The organism is Umezawaea beigongshangensis (genome assembly GCF_016464305.1).
Taxonomy (GTDB): Bacteria; Actinomycetota; Actinomycetes; order Mycobacteriales; family Pseudonocardiaceae; genus Umezawaea_A; species Umezawaea_A beigongshangensis.
On sequence record NZ_JAEIOJ010000005.1, the window covers coordinates 197,372 to 214,804 of the forward strand.

Genomic DNA, 17,433 nt, shown 5'->3' on the forward strand with positions numbered 1-17,433 from the left:
GCGGCACCCGCTCCCCGGCTCGGCCGCACGAGGTCAGACCCGCAGGGTCCAGCTGGTCAGCGTGCCGGTGTCCGCGGCGTAGGCGTCGTGGACGCGGAGCTGCCAGGTGCCGTCGGCCGGCTCGGAGGCGAGGTTCACCGTGAACGTCTCGTCCACGTCGTCGCCGCTGTCGCTGCTCGACGCCTTGAGGGAGCGGACGACGCCCCGCGGCGTGATCAGGTCGATCACCAGGTCACCGCGGTAGGTGTGCGTGGCGTGCACCTCGATCGTCGCGCCGGTGGAGGCCGGGCCCCCGCAGCCGCTCACCACGACGTCGCTGGTGATGGTGCCCTTGTCGGGGATCGGGGTGGCGGTGGCGTTGGTGACGGTGGCGCAGAACGTCGGCAGCTCGGGGCCGGGGTCGCTGCCGTCGCCGACGTAGAGCAGCTCGTCGGGCGAGCCGCTGCCCCGGCCGGTCACCACGCCGGACGTGGCGGCCTCGACCAGCGCGTCGCGGACCTGCTGCGGCGTGGCGGTCGGGTTGTCCGCCAGGTACAGCGCGGCGGCCCCCACGACGTGCGGCGTCGCCATCGACGTGCCGCTGATGGTGTTGGTGGCGGTGGCACCGGTGTGCCAGGCGGAGGTGATGGCGCTGCCCGGCGCGAAGAGGTCCAGGCACGAGCCGATGTTGGAGTACGCCGCCTTGGCGTCGTTCGACTCGGTGGCGCCGACGGTGATGGCCTCCGGCGTGCGGGCGGGGGAGTGGTTGCAGGCGTTGGCGCTGTAGTTGTTTCCGCCCGCGATGCCGTAGGTGATGCCTGCGGCGATGGAGCGCTGCACGGCGGCGTCGACCGTCGCGCTCGCGCCGCCGCCGAGGCTCATGTTGGCCACGGCGGGCGTCACAGCGTTGGCGGTCACCCAGTCGATGCCCGCGATGACACCGGCGAAGGTGCCGGAGCCGGCGCAGTCGAGGACGCGCACCGCGACGAGCCGCACGCCCTTCGCGACGCCGTGCGAGGAGCCGCCGACGGTGCCGGCGACGTGCGTGCCGTGACCGGCGCAGTCGGTGGCATCGTTGTCACCGTCGACCGCGTCGTAGCCGTGCACGGCCCGTCCGCCGAAGTCCTGGTGCGTGGTGAGGATTCCGGTGTCGATGACGTACGCCGTGACGTTCGAGGCGTCGGTGGCGTAGGTGTAGGAGCTGGTGAGCGGGAGGATCTTCTGGTCGATCCGGTCGAGGCCCCACGACGGCGGGTTCACCTGGGTGTCGGTGGTGTGCACGCGGGCGTCCTGCTCCACGTGCTGCACCGCCGGGTCGGCGGCGAGCCTGCGGGCCTGCTTCTCGCTCATCGTGGCCGAGAAGCCCCGCAGGGCGTTGCGGTAGGTGTGCTTCACCGCCGCGCCGTACTCGTTCGCGAGGTCGGCGGCGGACGCGCTCACGTCCGACTGCGGCTTCAGGACGACGATGTAGCTGTCCTGGACGGGCTCGGCGGCGTCGAGTCCGAGGATCTGGCCCTCCGGCGCCGCGGCGGCGGTCCCGGTGGCCAGTGCCGCGACGACCGCGGCGGCGGCTCCCGTCGCGATTCCGGTGCGTGTGATCCTTCTCGACCAGGACGTGCGGAATTGTCCCACAGCGGTGTCCCTCTCGTCGCGGGGTGTGCTCGGCCGACCACCGACCGCGCACTCATGCTGGTGTAACTCCACGACGGGGGTTGCGCAAGAATTTTCAGAGAATATCCCGCAGATGGACGCTCCACAGCTTTGCCAACGGTGTCAACGAGTTGCGTCGCGCGAACGCTGGACGCGGGAAAGAAATTGTGCACCGGACGCGAAGCATTGTTGTGCGACGAGGACCTTTCGAGTTCGTGACGATCGCAAGAACGACGCGAGGCCCGCGACCGGAGCGGTCGCGGGCCTCGCGCGGATCGTGCCGGTGGATCAGTCGCCCCGGCGCACCGCGCCCAGGATCTGCTGCTCGCCCGGCGTCGTGACGAGCCGCAGCGGACGCCACAGGTTCTGCCCGAGGGCGATCACCTGGTCGTCCTTGAGCGTGGTGAGCTGCTGGGCCATCTGCGGCGGCAGCCGCCACACCTGGCTCGCGAGCTGCGCCTGACCGACCGGAAGTCGTTGCAGCAGGACGAGGTCGGCCGAGTTGGCCGTGCCGGTGGCCTGCGGGTGCAGGTAGGGCAGCACGTACATCGTGGTCTGCCACGGCGAGCGCGGCGGGAACAGCTCCTGCGGCACGTGCCCGCCGTCGTGCACGACGAGCAGCGGGGCGTCCTCGGAGGGGCGCGGCAGGTCCACCGGGCTCAACCGGCGCAGCTGCACCAGCGGTGACGGCCTGCCGTCCGGCGTGTTGCCCGCGGCGCGCACGACCGGTTGCCACGCCGCCGGGCGGCCCGTGGCGATGATGATCCACGCGCCGGTCGCCATGGCGCGCAGCGCGACCTGCCTGGCCAGGTACAGGCCGCCGACGACGACCATCCTGGTCGGGGCGGGGCGCAGCACCGACACGGTCAGCGGTTCGCCCTTCAGACCGGAGCCGAGCACCATGCCGCCGCGGTCGCCGGCCGGGCTGACGACGTCGAGCATCGTGGGGGACACCAGGAACTCCGGTGCGATCCCCTTGTCGCTGCCGCGGGTGTTCAGGAGTCGGCTGCGGCTCACGCCACACCTCCGAGCGGCAGCGTCGCGGCGAGACCGGAGACCTGCAGGCCCCGCAGCGGGGTGAGGGTGATGCCGAGCTTGTCGCTGAGGGTCTTGAGCCGCTCGTCGGCCTTCTCCAGCTCGCTGGGGGTGCGGGCGCTGACCCTGGCCACGCCGCGCAGGCCCACCTGGCCGTCCTCGCCGCTGGGGGAGATCGTCATCGACAGCGTCGAGGACAGCGCCCGCACACCCGTGAGGGCGTTGAGGTTGTTGCGCATCCCCTTCGACGGCCAGCCGGTGATGGCGTAGCTCGCGTGCCCGACGCTGCCCGCGGTCACCCCGGACCACTTCTCCCGCAGCGTCACGGGCTTGGTGGAGCCCGCGACGGCGGTCAGCTCGGCCGCCGAGATGCCGGCGCGCAGCAGTTCGTCCGAGTCCAGCGGGCGGATCGACACGCCCGCTGACTCCAGGGCGTTGCGCACGCGGGACAGCGCGCCGATGAGGGCGCGGTGGGCGCCCACGACGCCGCCGCCGCGCTCGCGGATCGCCTCCGCGCAGCGCCGCGGGTCGAGCCGCACGGCGATCCAGGTGGTGCGCCGGGCCGCCGCGGGCAGCGGGCCGAGCACCTCCATGTACGAGTTCAGGGCGGGCGACGTCGCGGGCAGCGCCGCGCTGCCGGGGTAGCAGTGCCAGATGACCGAGATGGCGTCGAGCACCACGCCCCGGTCCTCCAGGCACGGCGCGAGCGCGCCCAGCGGCAGGCTCGGCGCACTGCCGACGGCGGTGATCAGGCCCGGCGCCGGGTCGACCAGCAGGACGGCGGTCCACGCGCCGTCGTGCCAGGCGAGTCCCAGCGGACGGCGCTCGTGGTCGACGCCCTGCGCCACGACGAGGTCGGGCACGACGAGGCGCAGCAGCGCGACCCTGGGGTCGTCGGCGCCGATGACCGTGGTCTCGTCCTCGGACGGCGGCTTCATCTCCGTCGGGCCCTCGCGCTCGGCGACGCGGGAGTGCGAGCGGAACGCGTACCGCACGACGAGCCGGATCAGCTCGGTGAGCCACCGGCCGCGCGAGCGCGCGAACGCGACGACCAGCGCGACGAACAGGATTCCACCCGCCACGTACAGCAGGCCGGAGTCGATCGTCAGCAGCACGAGGCTCAGCGCGACGCCGACCTCCAGCACGACCAGGTTGGTCACCGGCAGCGAACCGAGGCTCGCGCCGGCCCTCCTGCGCCGCGCGCGCACCGCGCTCGCGGGCGGGGCGGGGGGAGGAGGAGGGGGAGGAGGAGGTCCTGCCGCCGCGGGGCCCCGTGCCGAGCCCGGGTTGGGCCGGGGCGGATGTGGAGTGGTCACGGACATCCCTTGTGGTCTCTTTCCCCTCGGTGGTCTGTGCCTCGGGCTGCGAGGAGACGCGGCCTGCCCGGAGACGGCGTGCGGTCGGGTGTTGCCAACCCGCTCACGGACCGATCCCGGTCCCGCTATCCTGCCGAACGGTACCGCGACTGGGAGGACAGCAGGCCGAGAATGGCATCAACACCCACCTCCAAGGCACAGGTTCAGGCATACCGGTTCGTGCTGCGTCGCATGCAGTCCGCCCTGGTGCGCCGGGACGCCGTGATGCTGCACGACCCGATGCGGACCCACTCCCGCGCCACCGCCGTGGGCGTGCTCCTGGGCATCATCGGGCTGGTCGGCTTCCTGATCTACGGCTTCTTCTCGCCGCAGCCGGTCGTCGACGGCAACACCCAGATCGCCATCAGCAAGGAGACCGGCCAGGTCTACGTCGTGGCGAAGAACCCCGACCGCCTCGTCCCGATGACCAACCTGGCCTCGGCCCGGCTGCTGCTGTTCGGTCAGCAGACACCGGACAAGGCGGCGGGCGGCACCGGACAGGGCGGCGGCGACGCGCCCGCCAGCGCTCCGGTCAGCGCCGAGGCCGCGGGCGGCGAGCCCAAGCTGGTGAGCGAGGCCGCGCTGTCGAAGATGGCGAAGGACCGCTACACCGGCATCCTCGACGGCCCCGACATGCTGCCCGGCGCCGACCGGCGCATCGGCGCCGAGTGGTCCGTGTGCGACCAGCTGATCCTCGACAACTCGCTGGCGAACCAGGCGGCGAAGGGCGAGGTGGAGACGACCGTCATCGCGGGCAGCAGCAGCGCGGCGACCACGCTGAGCGGCGACTCCGCGCTGCTGGTGCAGGCCAGCGACGATCCGTCGAAGGCGTACCTGATCTACGTGCGCCCGCCGAACTCCAAGATCGCGTCCGCCGGCGCCGTGCGCGCCGCCGTCGACCTGACGGACAACGAGGTCACGGTGGCGCTGAACCTCGACAGCAGGACGCCGCGCGCGGTCAGCTCGGGTCTGCTCAACGCGATCCCCGAGGTCAGCCCTCTGAAGGCGCCGCAGATCGCGGGCCAGGGCACGCCGGTGAACTACGTGCAGGGCGAGAACCTGACCATCGGCAAGGTCGTCGAGGTCAGGCGCACCGGTGCGGACCCCGAGTTCTACGTCGCCCTCTCGGACGGGCTCCAGCGCATCCCGAAGGCCGTCGGCGACCTCATCCGGTTCGCCTTCGCCGGTGGTGAGGAGCCCGACGTGATCGACCCGGCGCGGATCAGGGACAAGCTCGACCCGAAGTCGCCGATCGCGATCGACGACTACCCCGAGAACGTGCCGCAGGTGCTGGACCCGAACGCGAACAACGCCGTGACGTGCCTGGGCTGGAAGGCCGAGAACGCCAACGCCGACAACAGGTCGGAGCGCACCCAGGTGACGGTCGGCGCGTCGCTGCCCGTGCCGCAGACCACGGTCGCGGTGAAGATCAACCAGGCCGGTGCCACCGGTGACGTGGTCGACAAGTTCGTGATGGAGTCGGGCAAGGCGGCCGTGGTGCGCGCCTCGACGTCCACACAGGACTTCGGCAGCGGCCCGATCCAGCTCATCACCGGGCGCGGCGTGAAGTACGGCGTGCCCGACGTGGAGACCGCGGGCGCCCTGGGGCTCGGCGCGGGTCCCTTCACCCCGGCGCCGAACGCCATCCTGCGGCTGCTGCCGGACGGGCCGCAGCTCAACCGCAACGACGCCCAGCGCAGCTACGACTCCGTCGTGGACGGTTCGTCCGCCGGGCTGCTCCCGGAGCAGGCCCAGAAGCAGGGCGGCTGAGGCCGTTCCACCCGCGGGACGCTCGATTCGTCCCGCGGGTGGAACGGCTGGTCCCGTGCCGCCGTCGGAGTCGGTGCCACCCGGCGGGGTGGCGCACGACGAGTCGGGTGAGGTGGGTTCGGGAAGATGAGCGGGAGCATCGAGGCAGACCCCGACCGGTTGCGGTCCTGCGCGAACCGGGTCGAGGCGGCGGCGGCCGAGCTGCGCGAGGCGCACACGGTCCTGAACGGCTCGCCGCTGCGGCCGGAGAGCTTCGGCGAACTGGGCGGCACGCTGCGCGCGGCCGAGGCGTACGGACGCGCGGCGCGGTCGCTGCGCGAGCAGCTGGGCCGCGCGGGCGACGTGCTGGCCGCGTCCGGTGACGGGCTGCGCGGCGTCGCGGACCGCTACGAGAACCTGTCGGCCGAGACGGCGCTGGCCATCGCGCGCCTCGATCGGCGGTAGGGCCGTGTTCGCGGAACCGCGCGGGAGGGTGCGTGGCCGCAGCGGTCGGCAGATCGCCGCCGACGTGGCCGACCAGCTCGACCGGCTGTCGGCGCTGAGCCGCCGGGTCGGGGTCGCCGACCCCGTGCAGGACTTCTTCCGCCCCCTGCTGGGCGAGTGGGACGACCTGCACGAGGAGGCGGAGCGCTGGCGCCGTGCGGTGCGGATCACGACCGGAGCGGCCGAGCTGGCGGACGGCTCGCTGGGTGAGCTGGACGCCGCGTGGCGCGGCCGGGACGCCGACGCGTTCGTCGAGCACCTGAGCGCGACGGGCCGCGCGGGCGGTGACGTGTCCGACGCGATGGGGGCGATGGCCGACGCGCTCGACCTGACCGCCGACGCCCTGCGCCGGATCGTGGCCGACCTGGCCGAGCTCCTCGCCGACGCCGCGGACGCGCTGCCGGTCCCGTCGCTGGTGCCGCCGGAGGGCGAGCGCGCCGTGGTGGAGCACCTGGAGGAGCTGCGGCAGCCCGTGAGCGCGATGCACGACGCGGCCCGCGAGGTGCTGGAGGCATTCCTGGGGCTGTGCGAGGCGCTGGTGGAGCAGGAGGACCCGGCCGGGGACCGGACCTCCCACCGTCCGGAGAGGGCGTGGGCGCCCGCTGAGGCCGTGCCCGCCCCGGAGGCGGCCACGACCCCCGCTCCGGCGCCGGCTCCCGCGGTCTCGCCCGAGCCCGAGCCGGAACCGGAACCGGCGAAGTCGCCCGCGCCGCCGAGCGCCGCGGTGCCGTCGGCCGCCGCGTCGACCGGCGCCGCGCCAGCGGGAGCCGTGCCGACGGGAGCCGTGCCCGCCGCACCGCCGCAGCCGCCCGCGACGCCCCAGTTCGGCGGGGCCACCGCGGTGCAGGAGCCCTCCGCGCAGGTTCAGCCGGGCCAGGACCCGCACGCCGCGCCGGCCAGGGCCGCCACCGCCACCGCCGGGGCCGGCGTGGGAGCGGGAATGGGCATGATGCCGCCGATGATGGCCCAGGGCGGCCAGGGCGAGGACAAGGAGCACAAGCCGAAGCAGCGCCTGGACTCGTCGGCCGAGGCCCTCTTCGGCAAGCCGAGGAAGACGACCCCGCCGGTGATCGGCGAGGACTGACCGCGCGAGTTGAGCGTTCGGGCACCCCGAGTTGAGCGTTGGGGCACTGCGAGTTGAGCGTTCGGGACGCGAACGCTTCCGCGCACGCCTCCCGAACGGGCACCTCGCGGTGCCCGAACGCTCAACTCGCGGGGCGGTCGGGCCGGTTCTTGCGGATCGTGTGGACCACGAACATGGTCAGCAGCAGCAGGCCCACGCCGATGCCCGTGCCCGACAGGGCGACGATCATCGGGGTCCGGTCGGGCACGTACGCCGGACCGAGCACCGTCTTCAGGGGCGGCGGGGCGGCGGCTCGACCGCCGTTCTGCTCGGCCGGCAGCACGGCGGTGAGGGCGTCCACCGGGTTCACCATGCCGGCGCCGACCTTGTTGTCGCGCCCGTCGGGGTTGCCGGGGTGCGTGGCGGTGGCGGTCAGCCGGTCCATCACCTGACGCGCGGTCAGCTCCGGGTAGCGCTGGCGCACCAGCGCGGCCACGCCCGCGACGTACGGCGAGGCGAAGCTCGTGCCCTGGATGGTGTCCTGCTTGTTGCTCGCGTCGACGTTGGCGTTGGTCAGCCCCGACCCCTTCGGGTCGATGGTGATGATCTCCTCGCCGGGAGCGGCGATGCTCACCCACGGGCCCCACACGCTGAACGAGGACACCTTGCCCTCGCGGCCGATCGACGCCACGGACAGCACGTCGTTCGCGTACCAGGGCGGCGACGCGACCACGTTGACGTCGTTCGGGTCCTGGTTGTCGTTGGCCGGGCTGCAGGGGTCCTGCTCCTCCTGCTGCTGCGTCGTGGGGTTGACGTTGCCCGCCGCCGTCACGATCACGACGTTCTTCTCGTTGACCGCCCAGTCGATGGCGGCCTGGAGCATCGGCTCGTCCTCGCTCGCCCGCTGCGTGGCGGCGCGGCACGAGGTCAGCGAGATGTTGATGACGTCGGCGCCCCTGTTCACGGCCGTGACGATCGCGAACGCCAGGGTCTTGACCCGGCCCGCGGTCTTGCGGCCGGCCGCCTCGTCGGCGAACTTCGAGCTGGTCTGCCGGATCGCGATGATCTCGGAGTCGGGGGCGACGCCGATGAACGCCGTCGCCTGGTCCTTGCCCGCCGCGATGATCCCGGCGACCTCGGTGCCGTGGCCGTCGCAGTCGTCGGTGCCGTCCTTGCCCGCGCCCTGCTCGACGTAGTCACCACCGGGCAGGACCCGGCCGCCGAGCCGCGGCTGAGCGTCGTTGACCCCGGTGTCGATCACCGCGACCTTGACGCCCTTGCCGGTGGCGAACCGGTGGGCCTCCTCCAGCCGCAGCTGCATCTGGCCCCAGGGCTTGTTGGGGATGGTGGTGTTGCCGGTGGCCGAGGTGATGCAGGCTTCGTTCTTCTGCTTGTAGTTCGCGTCCGGCTTGGGGGCCGCGCCGCTGATCACGCCGTTGATCAGCGACTTGTTCAGCGGCGGCGGCGCGGAGTTCACCGGAGTCGTGGTGCTCGGCTGGGCCAGCGCAGTGCTCGTCGTGAGCGGGGCGGTGAACAGCACCAGCACCGCTGCCGACGCTGCGGCGAACCTCCTGTGGGTGCGGGCGACGCGCACGGATGGCCTCCTGACCGTCAGGCGGGGATGAGCGTGCGCATCACGACGTAGAGGTTCATGACCGCCAGCGCCAGCGGCAGCACCACGGCGATGAGGATGGCCTCCAGCACGTCGACGGTGCGCCGCAGCACGGGGGAGAACTTCTGCTTCGGGAAGACCACGCCGAGCACGAGCGCGGCGGCGGCGAGGAGCACGAGCGTGCCGAACACCAGCAGCAGGCGGTCGAAGGCCGACGCCGACAGCAGCCAGCCGATCAGCAGGCCGGAGGCGGCGATCATGCCCGTCACGAGCAGGGCGACGGCCTGCGCGCCGTTGGCGTAGGACCGGCCGCGCAGCATGAGCACGAGGCTCACGACGACGGTGAGGATCGGGCCCCAGACGCGGCCGTCGGACGCCGAGATCACCGCGCCGACGGCGGCGACCGTGCCGGTGCCGATGATCATGCCGGTCATGTACTCGTGGGCGTTGGCCGTGCGCCGCTCGATGATCGCGTACTCCGGGAACCCCGCGTCCTCCTTGAGGTCCTCGGCGTTCGTGGGCACGGTCGGCAGCGGCAGCCGGGCCAGCTGGATCGTGATGCGCGGCAGCACCGACAGCGCGGCGAGCGACACGGCGGCCGTGGCCGCGGCGACGCCCTGCGTCGGGTGGGCGATGAACACGGCGAAGACGAGGGCGATGGCGCTGAGCGCGCCCGCCGAGGCGGCGGCCACGAAGATCGTGATGCCGCGGCCCACGAGGAAGATCGCCGCCGAGGCGCACAGCAGCACCAGGACGCTCGCCAGCAGCAGGTTGGGCCGGCCGATGCCGCCGCCCTGGATGACGGGCACGGCGTACAGGCCGGCGACGTAGGCCATCGGCAGACCGCCGGCCGCGGCGATCAGCACGCCGGTGTCGGCCGTGCCGTAGGAGCGCGCCATCACCGCGCCCGCGGCGATGGCGACGATCGCGGCGATGCCGGCGGTCAGCGCGGCCGGCAGGCCGCTGCCCCCGCCGAGCGGCCCCGCGAGGAGCACGGCGACGGCCGCGGCGAGCAGCGCGAGCGAGCCGGCGATGTGCCCGAAGCGGCGTGCCGTCTCCTTGGTCCACGGCCGGTAGCTGTCCGGATCGGACTCGGCGATGGCGTCGACCACGTCGTCGTACAGCGGGGGAGGCGGGTTCTCGTTGCGCCGCCGGAGCTGGAGCAGGTCGCCGTCGACCACGCCGAGCGACGCGAGCGTCCTGCTCGGGTCGAGAGGACTGTCGCCGAGCTTCGCCAGGCACCAGCCGCCGTGCCGCACGCCGCCGTCCGGAGTGGCCTCCTTGGCCATGTCCAGCAGCATCGGCAGCAGGTCGGCCACCGCGACGTCGGCCGGAAGTGCGACGTCGATGCGCGTTCGCGGCGCCACCACCGTCACCCGGCTGAACACCGTCGTTCCGGTCGCCACCAGCGCCCCCTAAGTCCTGATCACGTGTCTGTGGTTCGGTCGTGGTGCGGGCTCGCACGTGCAGCGCCGCGTGCGGGTCCGAGCCTATTGCCCCGGTTCCCCGGTGGAACAACCGGGCGACTCCGCTCGCACGAGGTCCGCGGAACGGGCCGTGCGGCGGTGCGGGCGGCCCTAGTATGGCCGGACCGGGCCGTCGCGCACCGGCGGTTCGGCGAAGAGGGCCGACGGGTTTTTCCACCACCCGGACACTCCTCCGACACGCCGTGCGCCATAGTGTCGGTCCGTGCAGGTGGCGCCCCCGCAGCTCTTCCGTCGTGCGGGCGCCGAGGGGTTGATCGAGCGACTTGAAGAGGTGCCTGTCAGGTGAGCACGCTGCAGTTCAAGCGAACGGCACGCCTTGCTGCTCCCCGCCCGCCCGGCGGTGAGGTCCACCTCGAACCGCCGCCCGAGGTGCCGCGGATCATCCCCGGCAACATCATGATGAAGGCGATGCCCATCGTCATGATCATCTCGTCCGTCGGGATGATGGTCCTGATGTTCACCTACAGCGGGCGCAACCCGTCCGCGATGATCATGCCGGGCATGATGCTGGTGTCCACGATCGGCATGATGGCCGGCGGCATGGGTGGCGGCCGGGGTCAGAAGAAGGCCGAGCAGAACGAGGACCGCAAGGACTACCTGCGCTACCTCGGCCAGATGCGCGATCGCGCCCGCGAGGCCGCGAACGAGCAGCGCGCCGAGCGCGAGTGGGTCCACCCGGACCCGCAGATGCTGTGGTCCCTCGCCACCACGCGCCGCATGTGGGAGCGCAGGACCAACGACCCCGACTTCTGCCACCTGCGCGCCGGTCGCGGCTCGCAGCGCCTGGCGACCAGGCTCGTGCCGCCGCAGACCGGCCCCGTCGAGGAGCTGGAGCCCATCGCGACGCTGGCGCTGCGCCGCTTCGTGCGCGCCCACTCGCTGGTGCCCGAGCTGCCCATCTCCATCGCCCTGCGCGGTTTCGCCGCCGTCGGCATCATCGGCGATATCGAGGAGAAGCGCGGTCTGGCCCGCGCGCTCATCGCCCAGCTCGCCACGTTCCACGCCCCCGACGACCTGCTCATCGCGGTCGTGACCACCGGCCGCACCAAGGCCGAGTGGGAGTGGGCGAAGTGGCTGCCGCACGTGCAGCACCCGTCGATCGTCGACGGCATCGGCCAGCTCCGGATGATGGCCGGGTCGCTGTCGGAGGTCGAGCAGATGCTCGACGAGACCCTGCGGGACCGCCAGCGGTTCACCCGCAACGCGCCGCCGCCCACCGACCAGCCGCACGTCGTGATCATCATCGACGACGGCGAGGTCACCAGGGAGGAGCAGATCCTCCTGGAGGAGGGGCTGGTCGGCGTCACCCTGCTCGACCTGTCCGAGTCGCTGGGCAACCTCACCGCCCGCCGCGGTCTGCGCCTGGTCATCGAGGACGGCAAGCTCGGCGCGCGCAGCGCCAGCGGCGTCGAGTGGTTCGGCGCACCGGACTGGCTCAGCCTCGTCGAGGCCGAGGCGCTCGCCCGGCGCATCTCGCCGTACCGCACCGGCGGCCTGGACACCGGCGGCGTGGACGAGGACCCGCTGTCGGCGAACGCCTCGCTGCTGGAGCTGCTGGGCATCGCCGGCGACCCGATGACGTTCGACGTGCAGCAGGCGTGGCGGCCCCGGCCGGTGCGCGACCGCTACCGCGTGCCGTTCGGCATCGGCGAGTACGGCCAGGCCGTCGAGCTGGACATCAAGGAAGCGGCGATGGAGGGCATGGGCCCGCACGGCCTGTGCATCGGCGCCACCGGTTCCGGAAAGTCCGAGTTCCTCCGCACGCTGGTGCTGGGGATGCTCGCCACGCACTCCTCGACGTCGCTCAACATGATCCTCGTCGACTTCAAGGGCGGTGCGACGTTCCTCGGCCTGGACGCCGCGCCGCACGTCGCCGCGACCATCACCAACCTGGCGGGCGACCTGACCCTGGTCGACCGCATGAAGGACGCCATCGCGGGCGAGGTGTCGCGTCGCCAGGAGGTGCTGGCGAAGGGCAACTACAAGAACGTCTGGGACTACGAGAAGGCGCGCGAGAACGGCGCCGACATCGACCCGCTGCCCGCGCTGTTCATCTGCATCGACGAGTTCTCCGAGATGCTGACGGCCAAGCCGGACTTCATCGACATCTTCCTCCAGATCGGCCGCGTCGGCCGGTCGCTCCAGATCCACATGCTGCTCGCCTCGCAGCGTCTGGAGGAGGGCAAGCTCCGCGGCCTGGACACCTTCCTGTCCTACCGGATCGGTCTGAAGACGTTCTCCGCCGCCGAGTCGCGCGCCGCGATCGGCGTGCCGGACGCCTACGAGCTGCCGCCCATCCCCGGTTCCGGCTACCTCGCGATCCAGGGCTCGCCGCTGCTGCGCTTCAAGGCGCTGTACGTGTCGGGTCCCTACCGCCCGGCCGGGCTCCAGGTCGCCGGTCCGTCCGCGCCGGTGCGCGGGGACAAGCGCCCGCGGTTCTTCGTGCCCGACTACGTGGAGATCCCGAAGGAGCCGGAGAAGCCGGTCGTCGTGGAGGCGGCCCCGCAGCCGCCCAAGGAGGACAGCAACGAGCCCAGCGAGCTGGAGGTCATCGTCGGCCGCCTCGTCGGCCAGGGTCCGCCCGCGCACGAGGTGTGGCTGCCCCCGCTGAACGAGCCGCCGTCGATGGACACGCTGCTGCCGCCGCTCGCCGCCACCGAGGACCGGGGCCTGACCGCGCCGGGCTTCTTCTCCAACAGCAAGCTCCAGGCGCCGCTCGGCGTGGTGGACAAGCCGTTCGAGCAGCGGCGGGACCTGCTGTGGGCGGACTTCGCCGGCGCCGCCGGACACGGTGTGATCGTCGGCGGTCCCCAGTCGGGCAAGTCGACGATGCTGCGCACCCTGGTCGCGTCGATGGCGCTGACCCACACCCCGCGCGAGGTGCAGTTCTACTGCATCGACCTCGGTGGTGGCACGCTCGCGGCGATGGAGAAGCTGCCGCACGTCGGCGCCTTCGCCAGCCGCCTCGACGTCGACCTGGCCCGCCGCACGGTGGCCGAGCTGAAGACCCTGATCTCGGAGCGCGAGCTGCGCTTCCGCGAGCAGGGGATCGACTCGATGGTCGAGTTCCGCAACCGCAAGCGCCGGGGCGAGACGCCGGGTGACGACTTCGGCGACGCGTTCCTGATCATCGACGGCTGGATGAACTTCCGGCAGGAGTTCGAGTCGCTGGAACCGCAGGTGCAGCAGCTCGTCTCGCAGGGTCTGTCCTTCGGCGTGCACGTCGTGCTCACGGCCAACCGCTGGGCCGAGATCCGCCCGGCGATGAAGGACCTCATCGGCACGCGGTTCGAGCTGAAGCTCGGTGACCCGAGCGACTCGGACATCGACCGCAAGGTCGCCGTCAACGTGCCCAAGGGCAGGCCGGGCCGCGGTCTGTCGCCGCAGAAGCTGCACTTCCTGACGGCGCTGCCGCGCATCGACGCCTCCTCCGACCCGCAGACGGTCGGTCCGGGCGTGCAGGACTTCGTCGCCAAGGTCAGCGGCTCGTGGCGCGGTCCCGCCGCTCCCGCGGTGCGCCTCCTGCCCGACGTGCTGCCCTACGAGCAGCTGCTCGCCCAGGTCCGCCAGCGCACCCCCGACCGGGGCAAGCTGGTGCCGATCGGCGTCGACGAGAACGAGCTCGCGCCGGTGTACCTGGACTTCAACGCCGACTCGCACTTCATCGGCTTCTCCGACTCGGAGAGCGGCAAGACCAGCATGCTGCGCACGATCGTGCGCGGCATCATGGACAGCTACACCTCGGAGGAGGCGCTGATCCTGCTGGTCGACTACCGGCGCACGATGCTCGGTTTCATCGAGACCGACCACCTGCTCAGCTACGCCGTCTCCTCGGCCCAGCTCGCGACGGTCGTCAACGACGTGCGGGGCTCCATGCAGAACCGCCTGCCGGGCGCCGACGTCACCCAGGAGCAGTTGCGCGAGCGGTCCTGGTGGTCCGGCCCCGAGCTGTTCGTCGTGATCGACGACTACGACCTGGTGGCTCCCCAGGGCGGGCAGAACCCGCTGAGCGTGCTGGCCGAGTACATCCCGCAGGCGTCGGACATCGGTCTGCACTTCGTGGTGATGCGACGGGTGGCCGGAGCGTCGCGGTCGATGTACGACCCGATCATCGGCAAGATCAAGGAAGGCGCGTCGCCCGGTTTCGTCGGCAACGGCGACAAGGGCGAGGGCGCCCTGCTGGGCGCCGTCAAGCCGTCCGCGCAGCCGCCGGGCCGGGGCGTCATGGTCACCCGCAAGGTCGGGCAGTTGCGCGTCCAGATGGCCTGGTCACCGCCCACGCACTGACCTCCGGCGAGCAGCCGCCCCGCCCGTCGCGGGGCGGCTGCTCGCGAGGCCGTGCCCCTGGCCGTCCGCCGTCCCGAGCCGTGCCCGTACCGTCGGCGGTGCGTCCGGCTCCGCGCGCCGCACGCGAGGAAGAGGAGGAGCGGTGGGTCTTCGCGTCGCGGTCGACTTCGGCACCTCCAGCACGTGCGTCGCCCTGTCGGCCGGTGGACGCGAACCGCAGGTCGTGGTCTTCGACGGCCAGCCGCTGGTGCCCTCCGCGGTGTTCGCCGCCGCCGACGGCACCCTCTTCGTCGGGCACGAGGCCGAACGGCACGCCGCCGTCGACCCGTCCCGCTACGAGCCGACCCCCAAGCGCCGCGTGGACGAGGGCGAACTGCTGCTCGGCAGCACCGTCCTGCCCGTGGCCGACGTCGTCCGCGCCGTCCTGACCCGTGCCGTGGCCGAAGCGCGCCGCGTCGCCGGCGGGCCGCCCGTGGACCAGCTCGTGCTCACCCACCCCGCCGACTGGGGCGCGATCCGCACCGGTGTGCTCTCCCGCGCCGCCGCCGGGCTCGGCCGCGAGGTCGTGCTCGTGCCGGAACCGGTCGCCGCCGCGGTGTTCCACTCCGCGGCGGGCGGCCTCGCCGACGGGGCCGCCCTCGCCGTGCTGGACCTGGGCGGGGGCACGGTCGACGCGAGCGTCGTCGCCCGCCGCGGCGGGCGCTTCCAGGTGCTCGCCACGAAGGGCGACCCCGGCTTCGGCGGCGCCGACGTCGACCAGCTCCTCCTGGACCACCTCGGTTCGTCCGTCGGCGCGGACGACGCCGAGGCGTGGCGGCAGCTGGTCGAGGGCCGCGAACTGGCCGACCGCCGCCGCAGGCGCGTGCTGCGCCAGGACGTCAGGGGCGCCAAGGAGACGCTGTCGCGGCACGCCTACACCGACGTGCCGATGCCGCCGCCGTTCCGCGACGCGCACGTCACCAGGGCCGACCTGGAGGGGCTGATCAGCGCTCCGCTCGACCGGGTCGTGGCGCTCGTCGTCGCCGCCGTCCGCGACGCCGGGCTGACCCCGCTGGAGCTGGCCGGGGTGTTCCTGGTGGGCGGTTCCAGCCGCATCCCGCTGGTGGCCAGGCTCGTGCACGAGCAGTCCGGCGTGGTGCCGACGAGCATCGACCAGCCCGAGACCGTGGTGGCGCGCGGAGCGCTCACCGCGACGGCGCCGGACGCCGACCGCGCGCGGGTCACGCCGGGCGTCGACGACCCGACCAGACGCATCGCGCCGCGGCAGTTCGGCACCGGGCAGACGCCGGTGCAGCAGGGCTTCGGGCAGGGGCCCGGCGCGGGCTCCGGACCGCACACCGGCGGTCAGCGCGCCCTGCCCCACGCCGGCGACTCGACCCGCAAGATCACCAGGAAGATCTCCGCGACCGAGGCGCAGCTCGCGCGGGGGCCGGACACCGCTCCCGGCTGGCACACGTCGTTCCCCGTCGTGCCGCAGCAGAACTGGCCGCCGCCGCAGCCGCCGCCGTCCCGCCGCTGGCGGGTGCCGCTGCTGGTGACCGGCGGGGTCGTCCTGGTCGCTCTCGTGGCCGCTCTCGTCGTGCACCGGGTGGTGACCGGCGCAGGATCGCGGAGCACCACGACGACCGGGACGTCGGCGACCGCGCCGACCAGCGAGCGCAGGAGCATCGCCCAGTACGACTACAGCTTCGCCCTGCCGGAGGACTGGACGCAGAGCGGTGGTGACGTCGAGCGCAGGAAGGTCCAGCTCGTCCCGGCCGGTTCCGCGACCTCCTCCACCGGTTCCGGTGGCGACGACGTGATCGTGGTGCAGGAGCAGGTGCTCACCTACGACAGCACCGAGCAGCGGGACCGGGCGGTCGCCGAACTGCGCTCGCAGGTCGAGGCGACGGAGAACTTCTCCGGCTTCGACGACAGCGCGGTGTTCGCGGGCAAGGAGGTCGTGCACTTCCAGGAGGCGCTCGGCTCGGCGACCGCGGACTGGTACGTGGTGTTCCGGGGCGAGGCGCAGGTCAGCGTCGGTTGCCAGTACGGCGGCGCGGGCAGCGAACGGGTCGCCACCGCCTGCGAGCAGGTCGTGCGGACGCTGCGGGTCACCTCCTGAGACGCCGTCGTCAACACCCGGAAGATGACGTCCAGGACGACTTCTGGTGGCGACGGTTCCCGCGCTGAGCGCGGTCGGCGTTCACTCGCGCAACGACTTCTGGCGAGAAGGCGACAGGCGGGAACCGGACGTGGCACTGTATGCGTCGTAAGGGGCGTGGGTGCGAGTACGCGCCCGCCCCGACCCTGAAACGCGAACGAGGGGGTTTTCTTCGTGGCTGGTACTTTTGGTGTTGGAGAACTCGAGACCATTCGGAGCCTTTCCGAGGAGGTCAACAACAAGTCGGACGAAATCCGCGGCGTCCTGGCGCAGTACGACTCGAGCATCGAGGCCGTCAAGCCGGGCTTCGAGGGTGAGACCGCCCGCGAGCTGTGGAAGGCCGACGAGGAGCTGGCGGCCCAGGGCAAGAAGCTGACCGAGTCGCTCGACGTCATCGGCGGCCTGCTGTCCGACACCTACAAGCGTTACGTCGCCGACCAGGCGGCTGGCGCTCAGGCGATGTCGAGCATCCGCAGCAGGCTCGGCTGATTCCGATCTCCCTGAAGCGGTGTGATGTTCATCGCATCACACTGCTCGGTAGATCGACGTCTTCGACCACCACAGTTCTT

11 protein-coding genes are annotated in these 17,433 nt (G+C 72.4%); 6 read left to right on the plus strand and 5 right to left on the minus strand.

Annotated features, from left to right (window positions below):
- Positions 1–33: 33 nt before the first annotated feature.
- The 3 genes from IMZ35_RS15480 to eccE all read right to left on the minus strand — a co-directional run bounded on the left by IMZ35_RS15480 (position 34) and on the right by eccE (position 3,824).
- Positions 34–1,611 carry a S8 family peptidase gene (locus IMZ35_RS15480; RefSeq protein ID WP_438816873.1) on the minus strand — a complete coding sequence of 526 codons (1,578 nt, stop codon included), beginning with the start codon at positions 1,609–1,611 and terminating at the stop codon, positions 34–36.
- Between the two features lie 306 nt (positions 1,612–1,917).
- The gene (locus IMZ35_RS15485; protein WP_229372188.1) at positions 1,918–2,571 is read right to left on the minus strand and encodes a hypothetical protein; all 654 of its coding nucleotides are present in this window, start codon (positions 2,569–2,571) and stop codon (positions 1,918–1,920) included.
- Between the two features lie 71 nt (positions 2,572–2,642).
- Positions 2,643–3,824 (minus strand): type VII secretion protein EccE, encoded by a 1,182-nt coding sequence (eccE, locus tag IMZ35_RS15490; RefSeq protein ID WP_307868169.1) that lies wholly within the window; start codon positions 3,822–3,824, stop codon positions 2,643–2,645.
- Between the two features lie 327 nt (positions 3,825–4,151).
- Between eccE and eccB the strand changes: the two genes are divergently transcribed.
- The 3 genes from eccB to IMZ35_RS15505 all read left to right on the plus strand — a co-directional run bounded on the left by eccB (position 4,152) and on the right by IMZ35_RS15505 (position 7,356).
- Complete coding sequence (eccB, locus tag IMZ35_RS15495; protein WP_199441774.1) at positions 4,152–5,789, plus strand: type VII secretion protein EccB; 1,638 nt, start codon at positions 4,152–4,154, stop codon at positions 5,787–5,789.
- A 126-nt stretch (positions 5,790–5,915) separates the two neighbouring features.
- Complete coding sequence (locus IMZ35_RS15500; RefSeq protein ID WP_199441775.1) at positions 5,916–6,233, plus strand: hypothetical protein; 318 nt, start codon at positions 5,916–5,918, stop codon at positions 6,231–6,233.
- Between the two features lie 4 nt (positions 6,234–6,237).
- On the plus strand, positions 6,238–7,356 hold the full coding sequence (locus IMZ35_RS15505) for a WXG100 family type VII secretion target (protein ID WP_307868171.1): 1,119 nt from the start codon (positions 6,238–6,240) through the stop codon (positions 7,354–7,356).
- 121 nt (positions 7,357–7,477) lie between these two features.
- Here the strand turns inward: IMZ35_RS15505 and mycP are convergent, their stop codons facing one another.
- On the minus strand, positions 7,478–8,929 hold the full coding sequence (gene mycP, locus IMZ35_RS15510) for a type VII secretion-associated serine protease mycosin (RefSeq protein ID WP_199441776.1): 1,452 nt from the start codon (positions 8,927–8,929) through the stop codon (positions 7,478–7,480).
- Between the two features lie 17 nt (positions 8,930–8,946).
- On the minus strand, positions 8,947–10,353 hold the full coding sequence (gene eccD, locus IMZ35_RS15515; RefSeq protein ID WP_199441777.1) for a type VII secretion integral membrane protein EccD: 1,407 nt from the start codon (positions 10,351–10,353) through the stop codon (positions 8,947–8,949).
- A gap of 363 nt (positions 10,354–10,716) precedes the next feature.
- Between eccD and eccCa the strand changes: the two genes are divergently transcribed.
- From eccCa to IMZ35_RS15530, 3 genes are all read left to right on the plus strand, one after another.
- Positions 10,717–14,721 carry a type VII secretion protein EccCa gene (gene eccCa / locus IMZ35_RS15520; RefSeq protein ID WP_199441778.1) on the plus strand — a complete coding sequence of 1,335 codons (4,005 nt, stop codon included), beginning with the start codon at positions 10,717–10,719 and terminating at the stop codon, positions 14,719–14,721.
- Between the two features lie 142 nt (positions 14,722–14,863).
- Positions 14,864–16,825 carry a type VII secretion-associated protein gene (locus tag IMZ35_RS15525; protein WP_199441779.1) on the plus strand — a complete coding sequence of 654 codons (1,962 nt, stop codon included), beginning with the start codon at positions 14,864–14,866 and terminating at the stop codon, positions 16,823–16,825.
- A 213-nt stretch (positions 16,826–17,038) separates the two neighbouring features.
- Positions 17,039–17,353, plus strand: a complete 315-nt coding sequence (locus tag IMZ35_RS15530; RefSeq protein WP_199441780.1) for a hypothetical protein — start codon at positions 17,039–17,041, stop codon at positions 17,351–17,353.
- Positions 17,354–17,433 lie beyond the last annotated feature (80 nt).

What these genes read in the sequence shown, in the direction of transcription:
- IMZ35_RS15500 (WP_199441775.1), top strand. Translation starts at nt 5,916, where the DNA reads ATGAGCGGGAGCATCGAGGCAGACCCCGACCGGTTGCGGTCCTGCGCG.
- IMZ35_RS15485 (WP_229372188.1), bottom strand. Translation starts at nt 2,571, where the DNA reads ATGCTCGACGTCGTCAGCCCGGCCGGCGACCGCGGCGGCATGGTGCTC.
- eccB (WP_199441774.1), top strand. Translation starts at nt 4,152, where the DNA reads ATGGCATCAACACCCACCTCCAAGGCACAGGTTCAGGCATACCGGTTC.